This window comes from Desulfosporomusa polytropa (assembly GCF_055380075.1).
Map to the genome: position 1 here is coordinate 4,192,901 of NZ_AP042400.1, position 14,699 is coordinate 4,207,599.

Here is a 14,699-nt window from a genome sequence, read left to right on the forward strand (position 1 = left end):
CTAAACTAGCTTTTGGTATTATCCAACGCAAAGCTCTTTGTAGCCGCAGGTGCCTGAGCGTCAATAAGCTGCCTCTCAGTCAATTCATCCAACGATTTATTCATAGTTTCTTTTCCCAAGAATATAATGTCTAACGCAATGATCGCCAATACAACGGTAAACATGGTAAATACCGTGCCATACTGATCAGAGCCTGTCATTAGAGTTCCAACAGCAATCGGAGCAACAATGCCACCGATCCGCCCACAGGCGGCGGCCCAGCCTACGCCAGCAGCCCTTGCATGAGTAGGATATTGCTCTGTAGAATAAGCATGAGTTATTCCCCAAGCACCTAAGTTGCAAAAGGACATGACACAACCCCACAGCACAATGTCTTCCGCAGACTTGGCACTGCCAAACATATAAGCAGACAAAGCACAGACGACCAGCAAGGATCCCATGGTCGCCTTGCGCCCAATCTTGTCCACAAAATAGGCGGCGGCGAAATAACCGGGGATTTGGGCCAGAGTCATATACAACAGAAATTCAAAAGATCGAATGAGAGTATGCCCGCTTTTCACTAATAGTGAGGGCAGCCATGTGAAAATACCATAATAGGAATACACCATACCAAACCATAAGACCCATAGGCAAATGGTACGACGGATATAAAGCGGAGACCATAGGTCGGTAAAGTTGAATTTTTGTGTGCTCACACTTAGCATTTCGTCAGCACGCGGCTGCTCACCTACCGGAACACCCAATTCCTGCTCGATTTTGGAAACCAGTACGTGGGCTTCCATATGTCGCCCTCTACTTACAAGATACATGGCCGACTCAGGTAATATTCGCCACACGTAAACAACGATGAGTGCTGGTAGCGCTCCGATATAAAAGGCAAGTTGCCAGCCGTATTTGGGGATGATCAGATAGGCAATCAAAGCTGCCACTAGCCAACCAATTGCCCAGCTGCTATTTTGCAGCACCAGCATTTTTCCACGATGCCTCACTGGAGCATACTCACTCATCAACGCGTTCGCCACTGGTGGCTGTCCACCGATGCCTGCACCTACTAAAAAACGAAAGGCCAGTAAGGATTCGTAGTTCCAGGCTAGACCGCACAGTCCAGTACCCACGGCATAGATTCCTAACGTTGCGACAAAAATCATTTTTCGTCCTACCCGGTCTGCTAACGTGCCGGACAGAATAGCGCCAACCGCCATGCCCACTAGGCCAGCGCTGCTGATATACCCAATTTGGGCTGGGGATAAGCTCCATGCCCCGATCATTTTCGCTAAAACGAAGGCAATAAGTCCTGTGTCTAGCGCCTCGAATGCAATGCCTGACCCCATTAGTGCCAGGAGCCGATAGTGGAAACTACCTAAAGGAAGCTTACCCAAACGATCAGATATAGTTGCCATTGTCTTGTCCTCCCTACATTTTATATTTGCTGTAAATCTATAATTAGGTTGTCACAGAATCACCTTATGCCAGTTTGCTCGTTACCTCCTTCCTTGTTTATCAAATATTCGCTGGCAATATAATCCGCATAATTTCGGATAGCGGTGGTACCAACCTTATGTAACGGGGTAGAGGTAATCCGCTCGCGAAAGAGTACCACCTCCACTTCCGGTAGTATTTTTTGCAAAGCAATGGCCAGCGGCAACCCATTTTCCAAAATTTCCATGGCATGACAATTGCCGACAACGAAATTAAGACCAAGCTCTTCCGCCTTTTTCACTAGCTCACTATCTTTCCCAACTCGGCTTATTGACGCAATAACAGTATCTGCTTCCGGGTGTTCTCGCTTCGCCATTTCAAGATGCTGTGCCGTAAAACCAGTGTGTGGGAAGATATGAAGAATTGTTCCCACTTTATTTTCTCGCGTGCCGACAAGCAGTTTGCCTCCTGTAGCCACATTAGTTTCACAAATTTCATGACAATTTCGCACATTTTTTTCTGTTAGCAACATTTTTTGTTCTTCCTGCATACCCATAAATTCATTAAGCCGATCCAAAATAGCCCCGATCGTTGGTATATCCTTCAGGGCTTTGCCAACATACAGGATATTGCCTGGTATATTGCCGTAAGCAATATCGACACGGAAAGACTTGTGACCATGGATATAAGCAATGCCAGGGTGCAGACCGTGAAAAGCTTCATGTAATTCAAAAACCGATAAACCATACAAGTTTAAATACCCTCTCATCGTAACACCACCGGAATTGGCAGCATCAACCACCGGATGATGCGCAATAATAGCATCAACACCGGTAGCACCTGCTAACTCAATATTACACTCGGTAAGTGTCATGGTTACTGCAAGCTTCTTTACGGTTGCCTCTAAGTTCCCACAAATAAGACCAGGCATTTCCATGCATTCTTTACCAGGAATGTTAGATGACTTCATAATCACAAATTTATTCTTGCCACTGAATATATCATCTAGATTCTTGACACATCTGCCGCCAGTTATTTTGTCTAATGCATTTAAAACATCTTTTACTTTAATAATCTCATCCAATATAATTACCTCCTCGATCGGTGAACAAGTTGTGTTTCAGCTATACTATTACTTGCCGGCGTTTACAGGCTTATACTTGTCCCAATAAGATAAGACTTGGCTTGTGCCAAGTCCTTTAGGACGCCGGCAGAAGCCTTAGTCGTTCAATCCAGGGAAAGTTATACTTTCCATCTGGATAAATAAAACCTCCTAAAAAAAACAAAGCTACCGCTAAGTCATGTTACATGAGTACGCTTGTTCTACGTACTCATCAACATTCCAAAAAGCGGTAGCTTTCGGCTCTCTTTTGAGTTCCTACGACCCACCTATAGACATTTTATTAGTTCATTCAAACTGTGGATATTACATAATAATTAGTATGTTCCTTCTCGATCTTACGTTTTTATTAAAGCATCCTTAAGCAGAATAAACGTCACAGCCAATTCATAATCGGGAGCGTAATCTTTTAGAACGCAGACCACCGGCAGCCCTATTTGATTTATAAACTCTTCCTTGAGGCGGCGTTTATACTCGTCTAATATCGCAACATCTGCTAAGCGTGAGGACATTCGGTCACTTTGGTCAAGTGCAGCCAGCGCAGGAACGCGCTTATGATCGGCGGTAATAATAATCTTGTTTTCTACAATGGTTACCCGTTGTTTTCGCAAGCCTGTTCCAAACAGTGAAAGATTTACATTGTTATTGACGCGCGCAATTTCTTGCTTTAAGTCTGCATCTGGTATTTTCATCGTAAATCGCTCCAATTCATTGAGATATCAGCACAATCTCAATTCTCTGTCCAGATTTTTATGATTAGCAAAAACAAGGTAGCTTAAGAAAAAAGACCTCCCGAGCAAAAGCTCAGGAGGTCTGCATTGACCTAAATTATTAATTTATCTTATTTTAACACGTAGTTGCTCTTTTATCAAGGGTTAATTAACGACGATTGATTAAATCATTATATTCCTGCATCTTATTCCTGAATGCTTGAATTGCCCGAATCGCGTCAGGTGAGTTAGCACCTTTTTTACCAATAGTCTCATGAAGTATTCCTTGTAACTGTTCAACTTCTTTCCACAACTCTTTGGGGTCATACATAGCTTACACCAGCTTTCTAAATCGCTATGTTTATTATAGCACGGAACAGTTGTTTGGTACATAAATTATTCCCATTAGCGATAATAAAGATTATCAGTAAACATTACTAATCAAATCTTTCAAGAAAAGCCTGACACGACCTCATCCAACGATTGCATATCTAAAGCCCCGCCTGACTTATTAAAAACAGTTTGCGCCTGCTTATAATATTCTAAAGCTGACAACGTCAAATAATCGCCAAAAACATCAGCTACAATATGATTTCTATCCATTACCTGTCTAATTTTTGTTTTTGTTTGTAATACCAGTCCGGTTTGATAATGATCATGATATCTATTTAAAAATTCATCGGCTTTACTCAAATACATTCGCCCTTCGTGACAACGCTTTTCTTGGACGGCAATGATAGCCAGTACACAGTATAGTGTACAGTAACTCCGTGAACACCAATACCCCGTGTAGTCCCCAAAACCATCTCCTACCGCCAACGCTTCTGCTAAATATTGGCGTGCCTTGTCATTATCGCCCAGTTTAAAGGCAGTATATCCGGCATTGATGTAAAACACGGCCACGCCTTCACTAATCCTTTTGTGACCTGCAATTCTGACCGCTTGCTCGTAATAGTTGAGAGCTTCCTTCATAGCAAGAGCATCGCGCCGCAAGTTTCCAATGTAATTGTAACTAGCAGCAATGTTCAGAACATAGCAGTTATTCCGTATATCCAATTTTTTAAATAGCCCAATAGACTGGCGATAATACTGCTCTGCCTGCATCGATTTTCCGTTTAAAGCTGCTGCAATTCCTAAAAAACGTAAGGCTGCAGCTTTTTTTTCCAGTAAATTTCCCCTTTCTGCCATATGCAACAGTTTTTCAGCAAATTTTTTAATAATACTGGGTCTGCTAACTTGAATACCTAAAAATATCATTTGTTGATAACCCTTACCTATATAATCCTGAAGTCCTCTGGTGGAAGCCAATCGCAACAATTTATGAATCATTTTTATGCCTGCTACATGCTCGCCACGCCAAATATAATGGCGCCCCATCATTTCCCAATACGCAATTTGATAAACAGCTACCTGTCCGGCATCAACCGTCTCTGCTGCCATACGATTGAGCAATTCAGCAATTTTTTCCAGATAGCCCATAGTTTGACGGCGACTTTCCCTAAAATTGCTGTAACCGGCAGGATAGCAATCATTTAATTCTGGAAACAATTCATACTGCGGGCAGAAATATTTTTCAGCCAGCCTTACTGTGTATTCAAGAACTCTGATTTTTTCATCAGCTTGGGTGTAATGATATAAAATTGATTCGTAAATATCTTTAGTCTCTAGTTTGCTATGAAATTGCCTTTCTAACTCCATGCCCACCCACTTATGAAGCAATTTTCGCCTGGGTACCGACATCTGTTGATACACGAAGCTCTGAATCTGCAAATTGTAAAAGGTGTATATAAGTCCCTGGTGCAGCGAACTATCTGTCTTGGCTATCAATTTTTTTCGTTCTAACTCTTCAATAGCTTCAACCACTGCTAATTCATCCATCTTAGAGACAGCTAACAATTCGTTATAACTAGAGTATTTGAAAAAAATGGATGCTACCTCAAGTATTCTACGGGCATTATCTGAAAGATTACCAATCCGCTCTTTCAGCACACTTTGCAACCGCAGAGAACCACTGCCCAATTCTTGTCCCGCCTCCAGCAGATGTAAGCATTCCATTAAAAATAAAGCATTACCACCGGTGTACTCATACAATTTATGTTGCAGCTCCACATTGATTTTATTTGCAGGTAGTTTTGCTTCCAATAATTTGACCACATCTTCAAAGCTAAATCTCTCAACCATAAAATTCTCGATCATGTCATCCCGTTCAAAATCCCACAAAAACTTTTCGATCTGACTTATATATTCACTGTGACATATCGCAATACAAAAAATTCGAGCACCATGAAGGCGCAAAACTTGATGTAATACTGCCAAACTCTGACTATCCATCCAATGAATATCATCAATAACTATAATAACCTGCCGCTGTTTAGTTAGTCGGCCTAAGACACCACACATAATTTCCTCAACCATCGTCGGGTTAAATTCGTAAGCCACCATAAAAGATTCTTGTCCGGCAGAAGCCTCACTTGTTTCAAGGGCAGGGAAAAAATAAGACATTACTTTATGCCATAATGGCGGAATCGTAATTTTATCTTGTTTTAACAGGTTCATCACCTGTATAAAAATACTACTCCACGCTTTATAAGCATAAGCTAATTCTGCTTGATAGCACTTTGTCCGTAAAACACTTAAATTATCGGCCGAACCATTTTCAAACAAACGCTCTACAATCGCCGTTTTGCCAACCCCTTGCTCCCCCTGCAGAAGAATCATTTGCCGCTTATGGCGTTTTAAACAAAAATGATCAACAGCAACACGCAAAACCTGCAACTCCATGTCTCTACCGAAAAACCATTCCTTATCCGGAAACTCCGGAGTTATTGTTGTAACAATCTTTTTTTCTCTTACACGCTTAACTATTTCCTGGGTCTTGGTACTGGGCTGCAGATTTAACTCTTTCTCCAATTTTTTTTCAAGATCGTGGTAAATTTCAATAACCTTATAAAAGACTTCTTCCCGTTCGTAAATTTTCATTAATAAACGGTAAGCACCTTCGTTATATTCATCCAATTTGATTAATTGCTTAATATTTTTTTTGGCAATAGTATAATTTTTATCATTGATAAGCTTACTAATGTTTTTAGTAAGACGCGCTGTTATTTGTTCTTTAAACTGCTCACGTTCCAAAATGACCCATTCATCAAAGGCATCCGTATTTTTGCAGTAAAACCCATCTAAAAAATCCCCTTGGCATCTATCCAGAAAGTCTTGTACTTCCAGTGTATTAAGTAATTCTACATCGGTACTATCAATAAGGCTTGGATTGACGGCAATCGTTGTGCGATTTGGTGTAATTAACAACGCGGTAGACATAGTCTTTTTAATTAAATAGATAGTATTGCTCAAGTTTTTCTTGGCAACAGCATCATCCATTTCTCCCCAAAACATTGTGGCTAACTTTTCCCGGGTGACTTCACCAACAACCAAAAGATAATATAACATAGCCTCCATTTTGACAAATGGAAAATTCATTTTATGCTCATTCCAATAAATAGCCGGAGTTCCAAACATAATCACACGTAATTTACCCATAAACTCAACTCCAATAAAAAAGTTTGATCTATATTCTGCCGCAGGTAGGTGATGCAATGATAACGCTTCACCACTAACTTTTTTACATCCATTCTTTTTTTATCATAATACCACTTTTTCGGACAGCATAGCTATAAATGATGATTTAATAAAACAAAAATCGACGTTTTTTAGACAGCTTCTGCTTATACTATAGTTTAAGCATCAAATAAAATTCAAATATGTTACGGAAGGAGTTCTCCCAAAGAAGATTTTATTAAGATCAAGCATAATTTGATCAAAAAAAGACTTACGTTCTGTTCAATCAATTATTGAGCAGTTATGAAAAAAGGAGTGAAAGTAGTGGCCCAAGAAAAAGAAGGTTTGATTGAAACACATTCTATTGATATGGTTCCCGATCACGAAAGGCATGGCACTCCATTCAGTCAATTCACACTCTGGTTCGGAGCAAACATGCAGGTTACTAGTGTGGTGGACGGCGCTTTGGCTGTAGTCTTTGGCGCTGACGCTCTTTGGGCTTGTATCGGTCTATTTATTGGTAATATCTTGGGAGGTGCTGTTATGGCCCTTCACTCTGCGCAAGGACCACGTTTGGGCTTGCCGCAGATGATCTCCAGTCGTGCGCAATTTGGTGTCCTTGGTGCGATTGTACCCCTTGTCTTAGCTGTACTCATGTACCTCGGTTTCGCTACAACCGGCACAGTGCTTTCCGGACAGGCTATAAACGGCATCCTCGGCGTTCAAACGCCAGCTGTTGGTATTATAATCTTTGGCAGCCTCACCGTATTATTGGCACTTCTTGGCTATAAATATATCCATGCTTTAGGCAGAATTGCTACCATCACAGGTCTTCTCGGCTTTAGCTATCTTACAATCATGGCATTTGTAAAATTCCCTGTCGCTTCTCTATTTGGTGTAAAGCCTTTTGAATTGACCACCTTCCTATTGGCTGTTTCTCTATCGGCAGGCTGGCAGCTCACCTTCGGTCCTTATGTCGCAGACTACAGCCGTTATCTACCGCGCAGCACACCCCAATCGGCCACATTCTGGAATACATTTCTCGGAACCGTAATCGGCACCCAATGGGCGATGACACTTGGCGTCATTATTAGTGCCGCCAGCTTTGCGGGGTACGGCGGAAATTTCCTGAAAAACCAGGTAGGTTATTTAGGTGAACTAGCGGGAATCGGAATGATTGCCGTTGTGATCTATATGGTCATAGTCATCGGCAAACTAACAGTCAATACGCTTAATGCCTATGGTTCTTTCATGTCGTTATTGACAATCACTACTGCGCTTAGTGGTAAAAAAAGTGCTTCGAAAACCCAACGTGCCCTTTTCATAGTGGCAATGATCACGGCTTCGGTCTGTATTGCCCTCTTTGCTAGCAAAGATTTCCTCAATCTTTTCAAGAACTTTGTCTTGGTTCTGCTCATGGTTTTCACCCCGTGGAGTTCTGTTAATCTCATTGACTTTTATTTGATCTCAAAAGAAAACATTGATGTTCCTGCCTTATATAATCCCCAAGGACGTTATGGCGCATGGAATGCACCTGCGCTTGTATCCTATTTTATCGGCGTATTGATACAAATCCCATTCATGGCTCAAGCCATGTACACAGGCCCCATTACCAAGATGTTAGGAGGTACCGACATTTCCTGGATTGTTGGCTTACTTGCAACTGCATTCATCTATTACCCTTGGGCAAAGCGTTGCAATGTAGCTCCTGATCAGATGATTTATCCGGAAGACTAATTGATAATATGTAAACAGCCCAGTCGGACTTCCATCCGACTGGGCTGTTTACATATTATCGTCTTTCTGGCAATTAACAAGCCTTCCAGGCAAATACCTGGAAGGCTTGTTTTTACTGGAGTGAACAACAGTATCCGGGCTTGGGAATCTCCGTAAATTACATCATATCTTGAACGCGCTGATGGTCTCTGTCAGTTCTTCTGCCATCTTAGCTAACTCTTGGCTCGAAGATGCAATCTCTTCCATAGTGGCAGACTGCTCTTCAGTAGCTGCAGATACTGTTTGTGTCTGCCCTGCTGCATCCTTACATATGACATCAATATCGCGTACTGCAGTTACTATTTGCTGGCTACCGCTCACCATCTGCTCTGTGACCTTCGATATTCCACTGATTTGGGTCGTTACTTCAGTGATTGATCGGAATATTTCCTTGAAGGATTGGCCTGCCTCACTCACCACTTCCGTACCAACACGGACTTCTTTGGTCCCTTCGTTCATCGCCACTACCGCACTGTCAGTATCTTGTTGAATTATGGAGATCAGTTCGGCGATCTGTTTTGCCGCGTCATTTGATTGTTCGGCCAATTTTCGAACTTCATCTGCTACAACAGCAAAGCCTTTTCCCTGTTCGCCTGCCCGCGCCGCCTCTATGGCAGCATTTAGAGCCAACAGGTTAGTCTGCCCCGCGATGCCAGAGATGGTATCCACAATTTGTCCAATCTCCTTAGATCGTTCCCCTAGATTAGTAACTACTTGGGCTGAATTGGTAACAGTGTCTTCAAGCTGCCTCATCTGGTTTATAGCTTTTTCCACAGCCGCACTGCCCGCTTGCGCTGAATCAGTCGATCTTTTTGAAGTATCAGCAGCCGTATTGATGTTGACCGCAATTTGCTGTATCCCGGCTGACATTTCATCTACAACTACAGCAGTATCATCAACCGCTTTTAGCTGCTTTTCAGCCCCATTTGCGACTTCGCTAATGGTAATAGCAACCTGATTGGCTGCCTGGGCTGTCTGGTCAGCGCTGGCTGTAAGTTCTTCACTTGCGGCGGACAAGTTTCCTGCTATACCACTCACGCGTGTCACCAACGCTTTTAGTTGATCCACCATGACGTTGAAGTGACCAGCCAAAACACCGATTTCATCGCTGGAAGTAACCACCACCCTTTGGGTAAGATCGCCTGCAGCCACTTTGCCGACGCCTTCCACCAAGTACTTGATAGGAGTTGTAATACCCTTAGCCAATAAAAAGGTAAAAAACATCCCTATCCCTAGGGCACAAAGCGCAATCGCACCAATGCTCAGCATCAATTTATTTTTTTCAACGTTAAGTTCCGAAATATTTTGACCCGCAAACAGTACCCCGATGGGTTTATCTTCCGGTCCCATCAATGGCAAATATGTCGTTATGTATTCCTTGCCGATAATTTCAGCACGACCAACATATTTTTGCCCCTGCTTCAGCACCTTTTCGGCAATTACAGGATTCAGTTTAGTGCCTATTACCCGTTGTCCATCTTGGATAATCGTTGTGGCAATCCGTTCGTCGCCCAGAAATAACGTGACATCAACGCCAAACATCTGCTTGACCTTGTCGACAATCTCATCCCGACTTGCATTGTACCCGGGTGTTATTACGCCGATAACACGTCCCTCGGCATTATACACTGGCACCCCAGCCCGAACCGATAGCTTTACAACCGTACCTGACTCAATGGCCGCAAAAGTCGTGCCCTTGAGAGCCTTCTGCACATTGAGCTGATTCATCACACTATCACCTTTTTTCGTGTCATGCGTCCGGGCGATCACTATGCCCTTTTCATCCGACACAGTAACCGAATCAAGTTTAGCCTCTTTAGCCAATGGTCCAATAATCCGTACTAGCGCAGCCGAATCCCGCGCCTCCACTGCTTTAATAACCTCGGGGTGGCGGCTGAAAAGCGTCGCATAAATGACCGCATCGCTCTTATAATCTTCTAATATAGTATTTAGACCGTCTAATCCTTGGTTTGTTTGCAGTTCGCGCTCTTTTTCCATATTCGCCGTGAAGAAATAAAGTGCAGGCACCGCAACTGCCAAAACAGCAACAGCAATGAACAAGGTAGTATACATAACTAACTTTTGTTTTATACCTAACGAACGCTTCATTTTTCCATCCTCCTGCGATAATAATAATTATTACGTCAGTCCGCTATCGTAATTTACATTATAACATATAATTTACACCTAATTTGTCATATATTGCAGTATTTCATCATGTGTAACAGCAGCTGTTTACTATCATAAATACAATGTAAAAAACGGGTAAAAATTCCCCGTAACGGGTATTTTTTACCCGTTTTGGGATTACCGATTAGTAGCCAACTAGCGGCCGATCTTTAAAAACAGTCCGTATATGCTTATAGTATTGAGGGTAAGGAACAACCCTTATACGTTGGCATAATTTTTGCGTATAAAAGTTTTATACAACAATAGAGAGAGGTGATTTTATGGGTAATACTGGTAGAATATGTTTTTTTGATAATCTTCGGGGATTTATTATTTTGATGGTTGTTATTTTTCATGTTGCCATCGGGTATATGACTAGACCACCAGAATGGTGGTATGTAATTGATATAAAAAAAAATCCACTGTTTGATCTTTTTGTAATGACTACCGACGTATTTATTATGCCAATACTGTTTTTCATTGCTGGATATTTTGCATTGCCTGTACTAATAAAAAAAGGCACAGCAGCATTTTGGCGCAGTAAATTTTTCCGAATTGTTGTTCCCTGGGTAGTCGGCGTATTGCTGTTTGCGCCGTTGATTACCTATTCGATTCCCTTTAGCCGTACTGCTACACCGCCAAGCTATATTTCTTTTTGGGCAATTTTTTTTGGACCTCCGATTTTTAACCATGCACAATATTGGTTTTTGGGTGTGTTAGCGTGGTTTTTTTTGCTGCTCACTGTTGTATATAAATTTGCACCATCCTCTTTTCAAAGAAAAATTTTACCTTCATCGCCTTCCCTTATAGATTTTTTACTGTTTGGCACAGTGACTGCAATAACTTTCTTTGTTGCCAATCTTTATTTCCAGGTAGATGAGTGGGTAAGTGCGGCCTATGTAGCCCATATTCAACCGACACGTATCTTGCTGTATTTGTGTTACTTTGGCTTAGGAATACATGCATGGCGCAGCTTATGGTTTACTGAAGCTGGCTACAACCCTCTTGCTAAACATTGTTTTTTTACGTCGATATTGATGCTTGTGATTTTTACTGCATACCGAGTTGTATTTAGCGATACTACACCAGTAATGCTTAAAGTAGGTCACGCTTTAGTACACTCATTTTTCTGCCTTGCAGCTACCTTTGGTTTTATGGTACTATTCCGGGATTTTTTTAATAGCGATGCGTACCTCTGGCGCAGGTTGTCTGCTAATTCATATATTATCTACTATATACACCACTTTGTCCTTTTACCGCTGGCCTATATGGCACAAAAGATAGAAGCTTCGGTGTGGATTAAATTTATTTCAGTGTCGATTTTATCTGTAGTCTTATGTTATTTGATATCGGAATATAGTATCGGAAGAATCCTCAATATAAACAGAAAAAAACCAACTCAATTTTTGGATCAAAATTCTTGAAGCATGGATAAGGCTTTCTAAACGCAAAAAACCGCATGTATCTAAATAATGCCAACAGCCTGTGCAATTACGTAGGCGAGCATAGCGCCTATAAACGGACCTACTACAGGAATCCATGCATAGCGCCAATCCGAATCGCCTTTTCCTGGAATAGGAAGAATAGCATGGGCCAGCCGCGGCCCCAAATCGCGGGCAGGATTAATAGCATATCCGGTCGTGCCACCCAAGCTTAGGCCGATCGACCATACTAAAATCCCGACTAAATAGGCACCTATTCCTGGCGGAATATTTCCGACATTTTTCGAGAATATGGCAAACACAGGTACAATCAACATAACAGTGCCCATAACTTCTGAGAATAAGTTGGCTAGATTGTGGCGAATAGCCGGCCCAGTAGAAAATACCGCTAATATCAAACCGCTATCTTCCGTTTCTGCCCAATGAGGCCAAAAATGAAGCCAAAGCAAACATGCCCCAGCAAATGCTCCAACAACTTGGCAAAACATAATATAAATAGCCTGGGTCGGCTGATAAATACCCATCAAAAGTTTTGCTAGCGTTAATGCGGGGTTGATATCAGCTTGGACAGAACCGGTGGCATTCGCACAAAATATACCAATAGTCACAGCAAAAGCCCAACCAGAAGCAATTACCATCCATCCACCACCCTCAGCTTTTGTCCGGCTCAAAACAACATTAGCCACTACGCCGTTGCCCAATATAATCAGCACCATTGTACCAAAAAATTCACCAAAATATCCTGACATAGTACTAAGTTCCCCTTCCCTACACTGCTTTCCTGTTAGTGGATATCACGGTTTTCATTTATCGATTCCATATTTTTGCGCTTTAGCCGCTACTGTTTTATGAGTAATTCCCAGGGCTTTACCGGCAGCCGTATAGCTGCCATGCTTTTCAAGAGCGGCTTTGATGATGTGTTTTTCATACTCAGCCAATGAAAATAATTCGCTCTGCATGATTGCCCCATAGAGATTTCCTGCCTCAACACTAATTTTTGGTGCTTCCATGCAATAACAGCAGTCAGGTATGTCATCTAATTCAATATAAGAGCTATCAGTCAGCGCCACCATTCTTTCCATAATATTTTGCAGTTCTCGTACATTTCCCGGCCAATCATAGCATATAAGAGCATCCATGGCAGCCTTTTTAATTCCCATAATCTGCTTACCAAATTCGCGGCAATATTTTCTCAGAAAGTAATCTACTAAAAGGGGAATATCTTCTTTTCTTTCGTTAAGGGTCGGCAATTGTATCGGAATTACATTCAAGCGGTAGTATAGATCTTCCCGGAACTCTCCTTCCTTGACCATTTGTTCCATGTTTCGGTTGGTAGCAGCAACAATCCTAACATCAGCTCGAATAGTTTCCTCACCACCCACCCGCTCAAAACAGCCGTTTTGCAGTACTCTTAACAGCTTTGTCTGCATATTTAGTTCCATTTCACCGATTTCGTCCAGAAATATCGTTCCTTTGTGCGCCTGTTCAAATTTCCCCAGTTTTCGTTTTACCGCGCCAGTAAAAGCCCCCCTTTCATGTCCAAACATTTCACTTTCCATCAAAGCTTCTGGAATGGCAGCACAATTGATTCTAACAAAAGGCCCCTGCGCCCGGGAACTGGCCTGATGAATGCCTTCAGCGATAAGTTCCTTGCCAGTACCACTTTTGCCACATAGTAACACCGTTGATTGCACTTTGGCCGCTTTTGCAGATACTCCTAACAAGTCCAACGCCTTTTGGCTCATTCCGATAAACTTTTCAAAAGCTTTACCAGGCTTTATTGAGCGAATCATCTTTTGCTCCAACGATTCGCTCCTCATCCGCCCCGAATACCAGCCGGATTCTTTTTCCTCTTTTAACCTTTGTTCCAAATATTCGACTTTTGCCATTGCCCATTGCAATTGCTCTGTTACATTCTTCAACTGCTGATCGTCTTTTACTAGTAAAATCGCACCGCCTGTTTCCTGTTCTGTGTCAAAAGGTATAATGTCAGTCACTACCGTACCGCCGCTCGGACTGACTCTACTATATCTAAATGGCTTTTTACTAGAGCGTATTTCCACAAAATTTACGCCGTTTGGTAAAAATTTGTCAATACTTTGCCCGATCATCTGGATAATCGAGTAATTCACAACTTCCAAACAAGCTGAATTTGCATAGATAATGTACCCATTTTCATCCAAAATGCCAATTCCGTAGGGCAAAGCTGCCAAAACCAAATTCCATTTTCCAGATAAAGCACCTCTTTCAATGAAATCCTCCGTCATGGTTCTAATCCCTCCGGCACTGCAATAAAGTACGACTACACTTAGATGTGGTTTATCCTATCCCTACAGCTTAGTCACGCATAAATTGTATATCTTTTTATTGTAAATTCAAAACCAAATACCGGTAATCCTTTTTTATAATTATAAATTTTCTGCAAAATTTCCATGTAATGCCTCTGACAATAAAATGAAGCCTTCCAAGCAATGCCTGGAAGGCTTCATTTTATTGGAGTGAGCCATG

Annotated in this window: 10 protein-coding genes; 2 read left to right on the forward strand and 8 right to left on the reverse strand. The window is 41.9% G+C overall.

Going from position 1 to position 14,699, the window contains the following annotated elements; all coding sequences use genetic code 11:
- Positions 1-5: 5 nt before the first annotated feature.
- From ACZ449_RS21400 to ACZ449_RS21420, 5 genes are all read right to left on the reverse strand, one after another.
- Positions 6-1,400 (reverse strand): MFS transporter, encoded by a 1,395-nt coding sequence (locus ACZ449_RS21400; protein ID WP_464258078.1) that lies wholly within the window; start codon positions 1,398-1,400, stop codon positions 6-8.
- A gap of 59 nt (positions 1,401-1,459) precedes the next feature.
- Entirely contained in the window at positions 1,460-2,503 is a 1,044-nt protein-coding gene (locus tag ACZ449_RS21405; protein WP_464258079.1) for a Nif3-like dinuclear metal center hexameric protein, read from the reverse strand.
- Between the two features lie 374 nt (positions 2,504-2,877).
- On the reverse strand, positions 2,878-3,231 hold the full coding sequence (locus ACZ449_RS21410; RefSeq protein WP_464258080.1) for a hypothetical protein: 354 nt from the start codon (positions 3,229-3,231) through the stop codon (positions 2,878-2,880).
- 187 nt (positions 3,232-3,418) lie between these two features.
- Positions 3,419-3,580, reverse strand: a complete 162-nt coding sequence (locus tag ACZ449_RS21415) for a hypothetical protein (protein WP_464258081.1) — start codon at positions 3,578-3,580, stop codon at positions 3,419-3,421.
- A 119-nt stretch (positions 3,581-3,699) separates the two neighbouring features.
- The gene (locus ACZ449_RS21420) at positions 3,700-6,786 is read right to left on the reverse strand and encodes an AAA family ATPase (RefSeq protein WP_464258082.1); all 3,087 of its coding nucleotides are present in this window, start codon (positions 6,784-6,786) and stop codon (positions 3,700-3,702) included.
- 342 nt (positions 6,787-7,128) lie between these two features.
- Here ACZ449_RS21420 and ACZ449_RS21425 point away from each other — a divergent pair, with 342 nt between their 5' ends.
- On the forward strand, positions 7,129-8,541 hold the full coding sequence (locus ACZ449_RS21425; protein WP_464258083.1) for a purine-cytosine permease family protein: 1,413 nt from the start codon (positions 7,129-7,131) through the stop codon (positions 8,539-8,541).
- Between the two features lie 162 nt (positions 8,542-8,703).
- Here ACZ449_RS21425 and ACZ449_RS21430 read toward each other — a convergent pair whose 3' ends face one another.
- The gene (locus ACZ449_RS21430) at positions 8,704-10,689 is read right to left on the reverse strand and encodes a methyl-accepting chemotaxis protein (protein WP_464258084.1); all 1,986 of its coding nucleotides are present in this window, start codon (positions 10,687-10,689) and stop codon (positions 8,704-8,706) included.
- Between the two features lie 341 nt (positions 10,690-11,030).
- Here ACZ449_RS21430 and ACZ449_RS21435 point away from each other — a divergent pair, with 341 nt between their 5' ends.
- Positions 11,031-12,173 carry an acyltransferase family protein gene (locus ACZ449_RS21435; protein WP_464258085.1) on the forward strand — a complete coding sequence of 381 codons (1,143 nt, stop codon included), beginning with the start codon at positions 11,031-11,033 and terminating at the stop codon, positions 12,171-12,173.
- A 41-nt stretch (positions 12,174-12,214) separates the two neighbouring features.
- On the opposite strand, the gene ACZ449_RS21440 is transcribed toward ACZ449_RS21435, so the two are convergent.
- Both ACZ449_RS21440 and ACZ449_RS21445 read right to left on the reverse strand, forming a co-directional pair.
- Complete coding sequence (locus ACZ449_RS21440) at positions 12,215-12,940, reverse strand: MIP/aquaporin family protein (RefSeq protein ID WP_464258086.1); 726 nt, start codon at positions 12,938-12,940, stop codon at positions 12,215-12,217.
- 54 nt (positions 12,941-12,994) lie between these two features.
- Positions 12,995-14,458: a sigma-54 interaction domain-containing protein gene (locus ACZ449_RS21445; RefSeq protein ID WP_464258087.1), complete on the reverse strand. Its 1,464-nt coding sequence runs from the start codon at positions 14,456-14,458 to the stop codon at positions 12,995-12,997.
- Positions 14,459-14,699: the final 241 nt, after the last annotated feature.